The sequence below is a fragment of the Gordonia soli NBRC 108243 genome (genome assembly GCF_000334455.1).
In the GTDB taxonomy this organism is placed as follows: Bacteria; Actinomycetota; Actinomycetes; order Mycobacteriales; family Mycobacteriaceae; genus Gordonia; species Gordonia soli.
On sequence record NZ_BANX01000008.1, the window covers coordinates 22,082 to 36,138 of the forward strand.

The following is a 14,057-nucleotide window of genomic DNA, read 5'->3' on the forward strand; positions in this document are numbered from 1 at the left end:
GTGGATGAGGCGTCGTAGACGTCAGTGGCGTACGCCCTCCCGCGCCGCTTCGACGACGCGGTCGACGCTTATCCCCGCGCGTCGCAGGAGGTGATCCTCGCTGCCCACGATGTCGAAGTGGAGGTCGGGGACGCCGATACGTCGGAGAATCGGGCCGTCGCGATACGCGCTGAGGGTCTCGGCGACCACTCCACCCAGGCCACCGGTTCGGCGGTGGTCCTCGACCGTGACCACGACCGACACGTCGCGGCACAGTGTGAGAAAGCCCGGTTCATCGAACGGTTTCACCGTGTGGCAGTTGACATGTCCGGCGGTGACCCCGTGGCGAGCGAGCTCATCGCACGCGGACGCCGCGATGAGGTTGGGACGCGGGCCGACCGCAGCGATCAGCACATCCCCAGGGTCCCGCAAGACCTGCAACTCACCGATGGTGAACGGAGAGCGCTCCGCGTGCAGTGAGGCGGCCTTCTTCCGTCCCAACCGCAGGTACGCCGGACCCGGATGATCGACCAGCGCGAGGGTCGCCTGAAGTGTCTGCCAGGAGTCGACAGGCGCTACCACCCGCATGTTGGGCAGGAGACGTATCGAGCCGATGTCCTCCACAGCGTGGTGCGTGGGGCCGTAGTGGCCGGCCGACAGTCCGCTGTGTGTGCCGACGACGACCACGGGTAGGTTCGCTCCGGCCACGTCGATCTTGATCTGTTCGAAGCATCGCGTCGTCGCAAACGGGCTCATGCCGATGGCGAAGACCTGCGACGCAGATGTCGTGAGCCCCGCGGCGACGCCGACCATGTTCTGTTCTGCGATACCGATGTTGACGTATTGATGCGCTGATGTGGGTGCGAACTGGTCGGCGTAGTCCATGTCGGTCTCGACGCACATGACATCCGGCCGCTCCTTCACCACTGCGGCAGCGACCATGACGAAGGTGTCTCGGGTCGAGAGGGTCTCGCGATGGCTCCATACGTACTCGGTGACATCGTCGAGTGTGACGATGCCATCGGCAGCGGTCGGTGCAGTGGTCATGATGTGAGCCTCCCCATGGCCCTGAGCGCCGCGGCGCGTTCCTGGTCGTCGAGGCTCGCAGAGTGCGAGTCCTTCGTGTCTTCGAGTCCTGGCACACCGCGAGCCTTGATCGTCTCGGCGACCACCGCCAGTGGCCGTTCGCGCGGGGCGGTGAGCGCGTCGCGGATCTGCGCGTGGTCGTGACCATCGATGACCGCGGTCTCCCAGCCGAAGCTGCTCCACTTGCTCGAGAGCGGTTCCAGACCGACACAATCTTCCGTCGCGCCACTGATCTGCCAACGATTCCGGTCGACGATCGCCACCAAGTTGTGGAGACCGAGTGCAGGCGCCGCCATGGCCGCCTCCCAGTTCGACCCCTCCTGCAACTCACCGTCGCCGAGAATCACAAACGCTCGGCGCCGCGTACCGAGCCGCAGTCCACCCAGCGCGATTCCCACTCCGATGGGCAGTCCATGTCCGAGTGCGCCGGTCGAGAAATCCACTCCCGAAATGCCTTTCATCGGGTGACCGGCAAGGATGCCATCGTCCTCGGCATAGGAATCCAGCGCCCGAGCGTCCAAGGCGCCTATCTCGACGAGGGCTGCATAGAGCGCCGAGCAGGCGTGTCCCTTGCTGAGGATGAAGTGGTCTCGATCGTGATCGGACCAGCCCCCCGCAGGGTTTCGGAGTATCTCGGCGTACAACACGCCCATGATGTCGGCGATCGAGATGCTGCCGCCGACGTGCACACCTGCCGGCGATGCGCTCATCTCGATGATTCGGAGGCGGATGGCGTCGGCCAGTTGCTGCGACGTCGCAAGTGACGACTGACTGGATGATCGCATGGGTCCCTTCCCCTTTGGCATACGGATCACAGGATCCGACGGCCGGAGCCGTCGGCCGATGGATCCATATAAAACCAACTGACCCGTTTTTTCAAGATCTGAATCGAACCTCGCGATGAATCACCGAGCGAGAACGACACACAGCGCGCGATGCTGTCCGACCGATCGAAGATGCTTGTCCTCCAACCGGATGACTACTCACGACTCACAGGTGACGTGCGCGGATCCAATGCCTTAACGAACTCAAAAGAGTCCCTTTACCTCTTGGACCGAGCACACGGTCCGTGCCAACCTGAGGCGATCCAGCCCACCGTTTCACCTAACGACCGAGAATCACGCGCCGCCAAAGCCATGCCGCGCGGGGAATGGAGGAAAGTACAGCGACTCGACGCGACCGAGATGTTCGGTGCCGTCAGGCGTTCGGCCGCAAGGGCACCGTCTCCGACACCCACTCGGGTGACGGAGGCACGACGAGGTTCTTGCGTCCTCGCGCACTGACGAGACTGGGTAGAACAGCGTTCCAGAAGTCGGTCAAGCGCGCCGGCAGGTCCCGCCGATCCTCAGAAGCCACCTGAGAGACCAGCTGCAGGCCGGTGAACGAACCGGCGACCAGTGCAGCTGCGGCGTGAGGAGTCCACGACGCCGCCAACAGTCCCTCATCGGACGCGCGCTCCCAGCGTTGTTCGAGAGCCTGTTCCCATTGCTGGTAAGCGTCTTGATCGGGGGTGCTGAAGGTGTTCCGCTCGATGGTCAGCCGAATACTGGCCCGCATGATCACATCCGTGCGGAGCGCAGACGACACCCAATAGCTGATGTTGATCACCGCTTGGACGGGATGCTCCTCATCGACGGGCAGGCTGTCCAACCACGAGGCCTGCTCCTGGATGATCGCCTGAGCTATCTGCTCCTTCGTACTGAAGTGGAAGTACAGGGCTCCCTTGGTGGCCTCGGCTTCGGCGACGATGTCGGCGGTTGTGGTTGCGGCGTAACCCTTATCATCGAAGACCGCCGCTGCTGCAGCAAGCAATTTACGACGGGTGTCGACAGCTCTCGCCTGATGAAGTTGCCGAGGAGCCGCACCCATACCTATCCGCCTATCCCATCTACCTGCACACCCACGCTGAACCCGAGCCCGTTCTCGGCCTCGCACAACATACCGGATAGCCGGTATGTGTCACCTAATTGTCTCATACATGATGGAGGGATTCGGTCATGGCCACATCTCAGCTGACAACCAGATCAATGAGTCTGCAGACACCCCCGTGGCAGGCAACGGTCCCGCGGGAACTCGTCCACAAGCGGGCAGTTTCCGAGGTCTTCCTGACCGCCCTCGGCGCTCCCGCACCTGGTTCGGTCGTCGTCCACGCACAGTGGCCGTCCGGCAATCAGTTCTACCGACAGGCCGGTGGCAGCCACTACGGCATCAACGCCGCGCTCGAATGCATTCGCCAAGCATGCGTCGCCGCCACTCACACCACGCTCTCGGTCGATCTCGACGACCAGTTCATCATGCTCGGCCTGACCGCCACCCTGACCCCATCGGCCCTTGTCGTGCGCGCTGAGCCCACGAATGTGATCCTGCAGGGAAGTCTCGAACGCGACGGCCAGACCCGCACCGGCCGCCGCATCGCATGGGCATTCACCGTGATCGCCGGTGGCATCGAGATCGGCACGGGCCGCGGAGACCTGATCGCGATGGACAGAGCGCGCTATGAGGCAATGCGTGCCACTCAGATGACCGAGACCGCGGCACGCCTCGATCCATCCGCCAGAGGGCGACATGCGCCGCAGCCAACACCGCACGAGGCGGCCGCACTCACCAGTCGGATCGACGACGTCCGACACACGTTGAATGTCGATCAGACGCAGGCAAACTACTTCGATCACCCTCTAGATCACGTGCCAGGGATGCTGATGATCGACGGAAGCTGCGAGGTTGCACGTCACGGCCACACCGAAGTCACCGCACGACCCGCAATCGTCACCGCGGTGGACGTCTCGTGTCGTCATTTCGCCGAGCTGATCGCACCGTGCACCGTCGAGATCATCGCTGCCGAATCGGTGTCGCTCACCGAGCTCACACAGCAGGTATCGCTGTCCCAGTCCGGAGTGCAGTGCTGCACCTCCCGGATCCGCACCGAATCGATCTGACCGATGCGACTAGGACTGACCGGCGCGACCGGCTTCGTCGGCAGCGAGGTGCACCGGCAGGCCCTGCGACGCGGGTGGGAGATCGTCGCACTGACCAGGTCCGACAGCCACCCAGAAAGCGTCGGGAGCACACCGACCACGCTCGTCCGCGGTGATCTCACCGACCCCGACGGCTGCCGTGGGGTCTTCCGCGACGTGGACGCGATCCTGCACTGCGCCAACGCGATCCAGGGGGAGCCTGACCACCTGGCGGCGGTCAACATCACCGGCACGCAAACCGTCATCGGCGAGTTCGAGGGCTCTTCTCGTGTTCGCAGCCTGGGAGTGATCAGCACTGCCGCTGTCTACGACGACCGCAGTCACCGCCAGATGCGCGAGGTCGACGGAATCGAGGCTCCGTCATCGACGCGCAGTCACACTCGCCTCGTCGCGGATCGAATGATCAGAGCCGCAGGCGGGTTCGCGCTTCGCCCCCACTTCGTCGTGGGACCGGGCGACACGCACGTGCTGCCCACCGCAGCCGCTCTCGCCCGTCATCTGGCCCCGGGGGCGGTTCACTCGTTCATCGACGTCCGGGATCTCGCGGAATTCGTCGTTCAGATGACGGCACGACGGGTCGGGTCCGGACGCGCATTTCATGTCAGCGGGCCGAACCCTGCGGGTTGGGATGCAGTTCTGGGGGCGATCGGTGTCGCCGGACCATCGATCCGATGCGACGACTCGCACGTTGGAGAACCCACAGCGCGACAACTGTCACTGCTGAACGTCGAGCACACATATGACGACTCCTCGGCCCGCTCGCTGACTGGATTCGTTCCGTCTCGGGACCCCTCATCGCCCGACGCCGCGTACCTGCGCTGGTACCGATCGACACTGCCAAGGAGTGTGACACCGACATCGGGGTCGTAAAACAAACCGGTCAAGTGGTATTCTTTTGCGTGGAAGGAGACATGATGACCAGTCACCACGACGAGATGCCGCCGACCGATACTTCGCCAACCGGCAGCGCCGAGGCCTGCTCCCCTCAGCCGCAGCATCCTGCGGCTGAACAACTCAAGCGGCTGAACGGTTTTGCGGACGCGCCATCATTGCCTCCGGGGACATCGTTGTTGCGCGGCTGGAGCTGACTCGACACACTCCCCCGAGCGTCACATGTGTCGGGCAGAACCGCGACGCAGCGCGGCTGTCCACATTCTCGAACTTGCGGATCTCGCCGACCTGATCGATCCGCGCTACGTACCCGTGCCCTGGATCTCGAGTCGGCCTTCGTTTATTGTTTGTCATACAAACAAGGAACGGGTTCGGATTCATGACCACCTCGCGCGCTGCCAGCAGAGAGGCCGGCAAGCACACCCGCAGATCTCTGCTGCGTGCGGCGACCGAGGTGTTCGGCGAGGTCGGCGACACGGCATCGATCGCACAGATCTGCCGGCGGGCGAACGCATACCCCAACCAGGTCACCTACTACTTCGGCTCCAAGGAGCAGCTCTTCGTCGAGGTGGCGTGCGGTGCCGTCCTACGCGCGGGCCAGGCGGCCGAGGATGCCGCAGGGTCCAGTACGACGGTGCGGGGGTACACCCAGGAGCTCATCGGCACTCTCCTCGGACCACGCGCCCGCGACGTGGAGATGTTCACCACGGCGATGCTGATGGCGTCACGGCGTCCGGACCTGCGCCCGCACATCACCGACACCCTGGGGGTGCTGCACGAACGCGGCGAGGAAGCGCTCGTGCGCACGCTGGTGCGCACCGGGTGGCAATTACGCGCCGACATCTCGGTGGAAGCCCGCGCGTTCTGGTCGGCCGTGTTCGGCCTCGTGGTGCAGAAGACGGCTCTCGGCGACGACACCGATTCCACCCTCGAGACGGCGACCGCCGTCGTCTTCACCAATCTCCAGATCCCTCAACACGTTCTCGACCACTCGCTCTGACGCGGAAGGCGCACGATGACCCAGACCTCCTCGGTGACCCATCCGGCACCGCACATCACCCACACCGTGTCCAATCAGGCGATCCCACGGGTCGACGTCAACGAGTACGAGCTGAACACCGTTCTCGGCGAGGCGATCCGACGGCACGACGCCGGCTGGGCCGAGGACGAGCTCCGGGAGATCGGCCGGCTGGTCGGCAGTGCCTGCTTCCAGCACGATGCGGCGCTGGCCAATTCGCACCTGCCAGAGCTGACGTCGTTCGACCGCTACGGCAACCGCATCGACGAGGTCGAGTACCACCCCGCCTATCACCGGATCATCGCCGCGGCGATCGCGCACGGCTCCCACACCCGATGCTGGGCCGACCCGCGACCCGGATCGCACGTCGCCCGGGCCGCCGCATTCATGCTCTTCGGCCAGATCGAACCGGGCCACGCCTGCCCGGTCTCGATGACCCACGCCGTCATCCCGTCGCTCGAACTGCAGCCCGACGTCGCGGCCCGTTGGGTGCCGAAAGCCCTGTCCCGGAGCTACTCCCCCGAGCTGTCCGCCGACAAGCCGTCGGCGATCTTCGGTATGTCGATGACCGAGAAACAGGGTGGCTCCGACGTCCGTGCCAACACCACCGTCGCCCGACCCGTCGGAGCCGGCGGCCCCGGCGCAGACTATCTGCTGACCGGACACAAGTGGTTCTGCTCGGCGCCGATGTCGGACGCCTTCCTGATGCTCGCCCAATCCGAAGGGGCCGGCGGCGAGGGCCTGTCATGCTTCCTGCTGCCCCGCGTCCTACCCGACGGCACCCGCAACGTCTTCCGCATCCAACGACTGAAGGACAAACTCGGCAACAAGTCGAACGCGTCATCGGAGATCGAACTCGACGGCACGGTCGCCACGATGGTCGGCGAGCCGGGTCGCGGGGTGCGCACCATCATCGAGATGGTCGCGCAGACCCGCCTCGACTGCGTCCTGGGCAGCACGGCCGGGATGCGACAGTCGGTCGCCGAGGCGGTCTGGCACACGCGGCACCGCGAGGCGTTCGGCGCGACGCTGTCGGAGCAGCCGGCGATGACCGCCGTGCTGGCAGACCTTGCACTGGAATCCGAGGCGGCGACGGTCACGGCGATCCGACTGGCCCGCGCCCACGACGAGGACGCGACCGACACCGAGCGCGCGTTCCGCAGACTGGCGACCGCGGTGGCGAAGTACTGGATCTGCAAGCGTGGACCGCACCACTCCTACGAAGCACTGGAATGCCTGGGCGGCAACGGCTACACCGAGGCATTTCCGCTCGCGATGCGGTACCGAGAGCAACCGGTGATGGCGGTGTGGGAGGGCTCCGGCAACGTGATCGCCCTCGACGTGTTGCGCGCGATGACCCGCGAGCCCGAATCGATCGGTGCGTTCGATGCCGAGGTGTCCCTCGCTCGCGGGGCGAACCGGACACTGGACCGACATCTCGATCGGATGCGCGATCAGCTCGGGGAGTTGGCGAGGGTGGATGCGCCGACCGCGCAGCGACGCGCACGCTCGGCGGTGGAGTCGATGGCGCTCGCCCTGGAAGCCTCACTACTGGTGCGGTTCTCACCGAACGCCGTGGCGGACGCATTCATCGCTGCCCGGATGGGCGACAATCGCTCGTTCGAGTACGGCGCCCTACCCGACGGCGTCGACCTCGCCGCGATCGTCGAGCGCCACTGAGTGCACTTCTGGTTCGACATCTGCATCGGCGCAGGTCAACGCGCGCTGGGACGCGGCGGGCTGGTCCCCGACGACCGACGCCGGTAGCGTGCGGGTCGGTAACTTCGCATGACGGACGGAAAGGACATGCGTGTTCGATCAGTGGCTGTGGAATGTCATCCAATCCAATGAGGTCGTCCTGGGGGCGCTCACCTACATCTTCAGCGGGGTCAAGTAGCCCCGAGTTCTCGAACTGCTCCCGAGGTCCTCGTCGAGGGGACTTCGGGAGCATTGTCGTTTGTCGGGGACCATCTGGTCATCGATCAACTCTGTTACAGCTGTTCACTGCCGTTCACTGATGCCGACCACAGTCGACTGATGATGTTGCAGTGCAACAGGTTTCATTCACCCGACCATTGCTGTCGAGCATGTGTTCGAGTAGCGTTCAAGGCGTGGAAGAGCTGGAACGGATCGTCGATCAGGTAGGTGACCTGCAACTCGACGTTGCCATGGGCGACGGTGACCTGATCGCGGCCTTGCGTACAGTTCTGTTGCTACGCAATCTGATCGATCACCACTCTGTCGCGCTGACCGGTGCGCTCGTCGAGTCGGGGGTACCGGATTCGCACGGGCGGAGCATCGGCGAGATCCTGAGGTCGATCGGCTGTGCCCCGTCGGTGGCGCACCGTCTCGTCCGCTTGGCGGGCGCACTCGACGCTCTCCCGGCCGCGGCGATGGAGTTCGCAGATGGATCCATCTCGGTCGAACATCTGGACGCTGTGGTCCGCGGAGTGGCCTATATCGAACGCCGGACGCGGGAACGACTCGATGGTCCGGCGCGTCTCAGTGTCATGACCTCTCTGCTGGCCCAACACCGTTCGGGAGCCGCTCCTTCCGAGATCAGCGCCAGCGCGCGAGCTGGCGAATCGCATGGTCGCCGATGATGACTCCGGCGTACCTGCCGCTGAAGATCGGTCGATCAACGAGCTGACCTGTGTCCGAACCTCCGACGGTCGGTTGAGTCTCCATGCCGACATCGACATGGTGGTCGGTGAGAAGGTGCTAGCCGCCCTGGACGCGCTGTCGGCACCTCGCTCGGAACCCGACGGCAGCAGAGACTCTCGGCCCGCCGGTCGACGACGAGCCGATGCGCTGGAGACCGTGTTCGATCTCGCGGCACGAGCAGGCGACGGCACCGTCACGGCTCCCAAGGTCCAGGTCGCGCTGACCATCCCCACCGCAGCTCCGTCGCGGTCGTCGCTGCTGTTCCTCGGAGCAGTCTCCGAGTCGACCGCCGTGGCTCTCGCGTGTGACGCCGTCATCAGCGCGATGACCGTCGATGAAGAGACGGTGCCGGTGGATGTCGGCCGCGAACGGAGACTGTTCACTGCCGCCCAGCGAAAGGCGCTCTACCAACGCGATGGGTGCTGCGTGAAATGCGGGGCCCCCGCTTCGTGGACGCAGGCGCACCACATCGTGCACTGGGCAGCGGGCGGGACGACCAGCCTCGACAACGGCTGCCTGCTGTGCCCCGCATGTCACGACGACATCCATCACGGGGGATGGGACATCGTGCTCGGGACCGACCGGCACCCGTGGTTGATCCCGCCATCGGCGGTCGATCGGCTCCGTCGTCCGCGCCCCGCGTACAACCGTCGGACCATGGCGCTCGACGATCTGCCGTCGGCGGCCTGAGGCGGCAGATCGCCCCAGGGGTGTCGCAGTGCGCCTGCGGCACCTGTTCTTTGACAACTCAACTGTGTGAGGCCGCGCCCTCCGGTGGCCGGCTGCAGCGGCTCCGGTGAAACCGCTCAGAGGAGCACGCCCGGATTGAGCAGGCCGTGGGGGTCGAGAGCGTTCTTGATGGTCGCGGTCAGGTCCATCACGTCCGGACCGACCTGGTCAGGGAGCCACGCCTTCTTGAGGCGCCCCACGCCGTGCTCACCGGTGATCGTGCCGCCCAGCGAGATGGCGAGATCCATGATCTCGCCGAACGCGAGTTGTGCACGGTCGTGTTCGTCGGCATCCGCAGGATCGAAGACGATCAGGGGATGGGTGTTGCCGTCACCCGCATGAGCGATGACCGCGATCGTGACGTCCCGGCGTTCGGAGATCGCAGCGACACCGTCGATCAGCGGCGGCAGCTGCGGCAGCGGGACGCCGACGTCCTCGAGGAGCAGCGAGCCCTTGCGTTCCACCGCGGGGATCGCGGCGCGGCGAGCAGCGGTGAAGGCCTCACCCTCCTGCGGATCGTCGGTGGCGAACACCTCGGTGGCGCCGTTCTCCTCGAAGGCTCGCTGGATGATCTCGACCTCCGCGGCGCCGGCCGGCCCGGGCGCATCGGACTGGGCCACCAAGAGTGCGCCGGCATCCCGGTCGAGGCCCATCTTGAGCATGTCCTCGACCGCGTTGATCGATGCTCGGTCCATGAACTCGAGCATCGCGGGTCGGATCCGGGCGGTGACGGCCAAGACCGCCTCGCTGGCCTGATGCACCGACGCGAAGCTGCCGACCACAGTCGACGCCGACGCCTGGGGCGGCAGCAGGCGGAGAGTCACCTCGGTGATCACGCCGAGCAGCCCCTCACTCCCGACGAACAACTTGGTCAGGGAGAGTCCAGCGGAGTCCTTGATCTGTTTGCCGCCGAGACGGACCACCCGCCCGTCGGCGAGGACGGCCTCGAGTCCGAGGACATAGTCGGCGGTCATGCCGTACTTGACGCAGCAGAGACCACCCGCGTTCGTCGCCACGTTGCCACCGATCGAGCAGATCTCGAACGATGACGGGTCCGGCGGATACCAGAGTCCCTTCTCCGCCGCGGCTGCCTTCACCTCCGCGTTGAGCAGGCCGGGCTGCACCACCGCGGTTCGGGTCGCGGTGTCGATGTCGATCGATCGCATCTTCTCGGTCGAGAGCATGATCGCCCCGTCGACGGCGGTGGAGCCGCCCGACAAGCTCGTCCCCGCGCCACGCGTGGTCAGCGGAACACGGTGCTCGTTGCACCAGCGCACGACGGTCTGGACCTCGGCGGTGCTGGTCGGCCGGACCAGTGCGAGGGGAGTCCCGGCGTCCGGATCCTGAGCACGATCCTGACGGTAGGCAGCCAGGATGTCGGCATCGGTGACCACCGCACCCTCAGGGAGGTCGGCGATCAATCGGTCCGGTGCAACGACTTCGGTCATGCTTCAACTCTAGGTGTGGCGTCGGGCGGACCGGCTCGGATTGGACCGTCGATCGTGGGCGTCCGGGATCACACCACGGCTGCTCGGAAGTCCACAGACCGATGCCCGCGCCCCCGGATGGGTGCAGAATGGCCGCGTGAGCGACTTCAACACACAGATCATCGACGAGTTCCGCGCCAACGGCGGCCACGTGCAGACGGCCGGCTTCGGCGACAACCTGATCTTGCTGCACACCGTCGGGGTGAAGTCGGGCGAACCCCGCATCAACCCGCTCGCCGCGATCCCCGAGGGCGACTCCTGGCTGATCGTCGGGTCCTACGCGGGCGCCACCAAGAACCCGGCGTGGGTGCACAACCTCCGCGCACAGCCTCAGGTGTCGGTCGAGTACCCGGCGTCCGGTGAGGTCAAGTCCAGTGACGCGGCGGCAACCGAACTCGACCCGGTCGCACGAGATGAGGCATGGGCGAAGTTCGTCGCCTTCTCCCCACAGTTCGAGAAGTACACGGAGACCGCAGAAGGTCGCGTCTTCCCGATCTTCCGCATCACCCGAGCCTGACCGAGCGGACGCACGTTGTTCTCTCCGGGCGAGGTGGTCGCCGGTCACATAGTCGACGACCACCTCGGCGGGGGCAGCAGCGCGGACGTCTACCGGGTACATCTGGCCGACGGTCCGGGGCCCGACGAACAGACGCCCCGAGCGCTCAAGGTGTTGCATCCCGAATCCGCCGACGCCGAGCGTGCACGGGACCGGTTCGAGCGGGAGTTCTATCTCGCGTCGCTGCTGCACCACCGGCACATCGTCGAAGTGTTCGACCGCGGCGAGGTGATCCCGAGCCACCCCGACGACGTCGCGACGCTGTGGATGAGCATGGAGTACGTCGACGGGCCACCGGCCACAGAGCTCATCCCGGCGAAGGCCGACGAACCTGACGTCGCCACGATCGTGACCGTTGCCCGCCAGATCGCCGACGCACTCGACCACGCGCACCGCCACGACGTACTGCACCGGGACGTCAAACCCGCGAACATCCTGGTCGCCGCATCCGCCGAGGGCGCCGATGCCGCTCTCGGAGACTTCGGCATCGCGCAACTGCTCGACGACACCCGGCCGCTCGCACGCAACGGACGGGTCGAAGGGTCCATCGCCTACGCCGCTCCCGAACTGCTTCAGGCACAACAACTCTCCGGTGCAACCGACCAGTACGCGCTCGCCTGCAGCTTGTTCGAGCTCCTCACCGGCCGCGTACCATTCCCCCGGGCCACCCCCTTCGCGATCACCTACGCGCACATCCACGACGACATCCCACGCCTGTCCCGTGTGCGTTCATGGCTCCCCTCCGGCCTGGACTCGGTGTTCGCCAAGGCCATGGCCAAGGGCCCCGACCGTCGCTATCCGACATGCACCGAATTCACCGACATCGTGGGCCGGACGCTGCGTGGCGTCCCGGTGCCGCCTCCCGTCGAACGCCCCCGCCGATGGGGCATCCGCCGCAACGCACGCTGACCGCGAGAATGCCCGTCGTCGCAGTTGTGACCCGCATCACCGCTCGGCGAAATGTTAACTCGGACAGAGCTGCATCTCTCCCCGTGCGCCGGAACGGATCCCGGTAGCGGGCACCGAGGTGGGGCAACACGCCGGCCATGAACTCGTAACACTCCTCCGCTGTCGGCGAATCACGAACGGCGCTAACGTCGCCGAGGTCACAGACGCGGAAGAGGACTGCCGATGGCCACCGAATCGACCACCCCGTACGACAACTCAGCACTGACCGACGAGGACGAGGGCTACCACAAAAGCCTGAAACCACGGCAGATCCAGATGATCGCCATCGGCGGGGCGATCGGCACCGGCCTGTTCATGGGCGCCGGAAGCCGGCTCCACGACGCCGGCCCCGGCTTGTTCCTGGTGTACGCGGTCTGCGGCGTGTTCGTGTTCTTCATCCTGCGCGCACTCGGCGAACTCGTGCTGCACCGCCCGTCGTCGGGGTCGTTCGTCTCGTATGCGCGCGAATTCTTCGGCGAGAAGACGGCGTTCGTCACCGGATGGCTGTACTTCTTCAACTGGGCGGCCACCGCCATCGTCGACGTGACGGCAGTGGCGCTGTACGTGCACTACTGGGGGATGTTCGACGCGATCCCACAGTGGCTGATCGCCCTGATCGCACTGGGCATCGTCCTGACCATGAACGTCATCTCGGTCAAACTCTTCGGTGAGATGGAGTTCTGGGCATCCATCATCAAGGTCGCCGCACTCGTCACCTTTCTCGTCGTCGGCATCGTGTTCCTGGCGGGGCGCTTCGAGATCGACGGACAGTCGACGGGACTGTCGGTCATCACCGACAACGGCGGATTGATCCCAGAGGGTGGCCTCGCACTGGTCGTGGTGACCTCCGGTGTCATCTTCGCCTATGCCGCAGTGGAACTCGTCGGCATCGCAGCGGGTGAGACGGCCGACCCACCTAAGGTCATGCCCAGGGCGATCAACTCGGTCATCCTGCGCATCGCCGTGTTCTACGTGGGCTCGCTCGTGCTGCTCGCACTCTTGTTGCCCTACACCACGTATCGATCAGGCGAGAGTCCGTTCGTGACCTTCTTCGCGGCGATCGGCGTCCCCGCGGCGGGCGGGGTGATGAACCTGGTGGTGCTGACCGCGGCGATGTCGAGTCTCAACGCCGGCCTCTACTCGACCGGTCGAATTCTCCGTTCGATGGCGATGAACGGGTCGGGGCCCGCCTTCACCGCGAAGATGAACCGAAACGGAGTCCCGTTCGGCGGCATCGCACTGACCGGCGTGCTCACCCTGCTGGGCATCGTGCTCAACCTGTTCGTGCCGGAAGAGGCGTTCAACATCGCCCTCGACCTGTCGGCACTGGGCATCATCTCGACCTGGGCGATGATCGTCGCGTGTCAGATCCAGCTCTGGCGCTGGGATCGTCGCGGCATCCTCACCCGCCCGTCGTTCCGACTGCCACTCGCGCCGTGGACCAGCTACGCGACGCTGGTCTTCCTCGCCGCCGTGGTGGTGCTGATGTGTTACGAGAACTATTGGAACATCATCGCCATCGCAGTCCTCGTGCCGATGCTCATCGGCGGTTGGTACGCAGTGCGCGGCAAGGTCACGGCGATCGCTGCGCAACGTATCGGCTACACGGGTGAGTACCCGGTGGTGCCGCAACCGCCGATCCCCGAGGCGCCGGGGCATGACCACGGAGCCGAGCCGCCGAGTGGCGGCAAGGCCGACTGAGGCGCGCGAACACCTGCACGGTC

At 65.6% G+C, this 14,057-nt stretch carries 14 protein-coding genes; 10 read left to right on the forward strand and 4 right to left on the reverse strand.

Translation table 11 applies throughout. From position 1 onward, the window contains the following. Nucleotides 1–21: 21 nt before the first annotated feature. The 3 genes from GS4_RS06190 to GS4_RS06200 form a co-directional block, all read right to left on the reverse strand. A complete protein-coding gene (locus GS4_RS06190) occupies nt 22–1,026 on the reverse strand; it encodes a transketolase family protein (RefSeq protein WP_007618643.1) in 1,005 nt (334 codons plus the stop codon). Beyond that, entirely contained in the window at nt 1,023–1,850 is an 828-nt protein-coding gene (locus tag GS4_RS06195) for a transketolase (RefSeq protein ID WP_007618644.1), read from the reverse strand. The genes GS4_RS06190 and GS4_RS06195 overlap by 4 nt, the downstream gene beginning before the upstream one ends. A gap of 412 nt (nt 1,851–2,262) precedes the next feature. Further along, nucleotides 2,263–2,934 carry a ScbR family autoregulator-binding transcription factor gene (locus GS4_RS06200; protein WP_007618645.1) on the reverse strand — a complete coding sequence of 224 codons (672 nt, stop codon included), beginning with the start codon at nt 2,932–2,934 and terminating at the stop codon, nt 2,263–2,265. A 158-nt stretch (nt 2,935–3,092) separates the two neighbouring features. Here GS4_RS06200 and GS4_RS06205 point away from each other — a divergent pair, with 158 nt between their 5' ends. From GS4_RS06205 to GS4_RS26315, 7 genes are all read left to right on the forward strand, one after another. Beyond that, nucleotides 3,093–4,001 carry an AfsA-related hotdog domain-containing protein gene (locus GS4_RS06205; RefSeq protein ID WP_007618647.1) on the forward strand — a complete coding sequence of 303 codons (909 nt, stop codon included), beginning with the start codon at nt 3,093–3,095 and terminating at the stop codon, nt 3,999–4,001. 3 nt (nt 4,002–4,004) lie between these two features. After that, nucleotides 4,005–4,910 (forward strand): NAD-dependent epimerase/dehydratase family protein, encoded by a 906-nt coding sequence (locus GS4_RS24745; RefSeq protein ID WP_007618649.1) that lies wholly within the window; start codon nt 4,005–4,007, stop codon nt 4,908–4,910. A 44-nt stretch (nt 4,911–4,954) separates the two neighbouring features. Beyond that, nucleotides 4,955–5,128, forward strand: coding sequence for a hypothetical protein (locus GS4_RS25560; RefSeq protein ID WP_157226531.1), 174 nt, complete (start codon nt 4,955–4,957; stop codon nt 5,126–5,128). Between the two features lie 182 nt (nt 5,129–5,310). Continuing rightward, entirely contained in the window at nt 5,311–5,931 is a 621-nt protein-coding gene (locus GS4_RS06215) for a TetR/AcrR family transcriptional regulator C-terminal domain-containing protein (protein WP_007618651.1), read from the forward strand. Between the two features lie 15 nt (nt 5,932–5,946). Then, entirely contained in the window at nt 5,947–7,629 is a 1,683-nt protein-coding gene (locus tag GS4_RS06220) for an acyl-CoA dehydrogenase family protein (RefSeq protein ID WP_007618654.1), read from the forward strand. Between the two features lie 431 nt (nt 7,630–8,060). Further along, nucleotides 8,061–8,552, forward strand: a complete 492-nt coding sequence (locus tag GS4_RS26310; RefSeq protein ID WP_007618659.1) for a DUF222 domain-containing protein — start codon at nt 8,061–8,063, stop codon at nt 8,550–8,552. Then, nucleotides 8,539–9,303: an HNH endonuclease gene (locus GS4_RS26315; protein WP_007618661.1), complete on the forward strand. Its 765-nt coding sequence runs from the start codon at nt 8,539–8,541 to the stop codon at nt 9,301–9,303. The genes GS4_RS26310 and GS4_RS26315 overlap by 14 nt, the downstream gene beginning before the upstream one ends. A gap of 116 nt (nt 9,304–9,419) precedes the next feature. Here the strand turns inward: GS4_RS26315 and GS4_RS06230 are convergent, their stop codons facing one another. Further along, nucleotides 9,420–10,790: an FAD-binding oxidoreductase gene (locus GS4_RS06230; protein ID WP_007618663.1), complete on the reverse strand. Its 1,371-nt coding sequence runs from the start codon at nt 10,788–10,790 to the stop codon at nt 9,420–9,422. A 136-nt stretch (nt 10,791–10,926) separates the two neighbouring features. Between GS4_RS06230 and GS4_RS06235 the strand changes: the two genes are divergently transcribed. The 3 genes from GS4_RS06235 (at nt 10,927) to GS4_RS06245 (ending at nt 14,034) form a co-directional block, all read left to right on the forward strand. After that, nucleotides 10,927–11,346, forward strand: coding sequence for a nitroreductase family deazaflavin-dependent oxidoreductase (locus tag GS4_RS06235; protein WP_007618665.1), 420 nt, complete (start codon nt 10,927–10,929; stop codon nt 11,344–11,346). A gap of 15 nt (nt 11,347–11,361) precedes the next feature. After that, entirely contained in the window at nt 11,362–12,294 is a 933-nt protein-coding gene (locus GS4_RS06240; protein WP_007618668.1) for a serine/threonine-protein kinase, read from the forward strand. Between the two features lie 222 nt (nt 12,295–12,516). Continuing rightward, on the forward strand, nt 12,517–14,034 hold the full coding sequence (locus GS4_RS06245) for an amino acid permease (RefSeq protein WP_007618674.1): 1,518 nt from the start codon (nt 12,517–12,519) through the stop codon (nt 14,032–14,034). Nucleotides 14,035–14,057 lie beyond the last annotated feature (23 nt).

Bases quoted from the DNA above. Each gene is read 5' to 3' on its own strand.
- GS4_RS06190 (WP_007618643.1), bottom strand. From the start codon at position 1,026: ATGACCACTGCACCGACCGCTGCCGATGGCATCGTCACACTCGACGAT.
- GS4_RS06195 (WP_007618644.1), bottom strand. From the start codon at position 1,850: ATGCGATCATCCAGTCAGTCGTCACTTGCGACGTCGCAGCAACTGGCC.
- GS4_RS06200 (WP_007618645.1), bottom strand. From the start codon at position 2,934: ATGGGTGCGGCTCCTCGGCAACTTCATCAGGCGAGAGCTGTCGACACC.
- GS4_RS06205 (WP_007618647.1), top strand. From the start codon at position 3,093: ATGAGTCTGCAGACACCCCCGTGGCAGGCAACGGTCCCGCGGGAACTC.
- GS4_RS24745 (WP_007618649.1), top strand. From the start codon at position 4,005: ATGCGACTAGGACTGACCGGCGCGACCGGCTTCGTCGGCAGCGAGGTG.
- GS4_RS25560 (WP_157226531.1), top strand. From the start codon at position 4,955: ATGACCAGTCACCACGACGAGATGCCGCCGACCGATACTTCGCCAACC.
- GS4_RS06215 (WP_007618651.1), top strand. From the start codon at position 5,311: ATGACCACCTCGCGCGCTGCCAGCAGAGAGGCCGGCAAGCACACCCGC.
- GS4_RS06220 (WP_007618654.1), top strand. From the start codon at position 5,947: ATGACCCAGACCTCCTCGGTGACCCATCCGGCACCGCACATCACCCAC.
- GS4_RS26315 (WP_007618661.1), top strand. From the start codon at position 8,539: ATGGTCGCCGATGATGACTCCGGCGTACCTGCCGCTGAAGATCGGTCG.
- GS4_RS06230 (WP_007618663.1), bottom strand. From the start codon at position 10,790: ATGACCGAAGTCGTTGCACCGGACCGATTGATCGCCGACCTCCCTGAG.
- GS4_RS06245 (WP_007618674.1), top strand. From the start codon at position 12,517: ATGGCCACCGAATCGACCACCCCGTACGACAACTCAGCACTGACCGAC.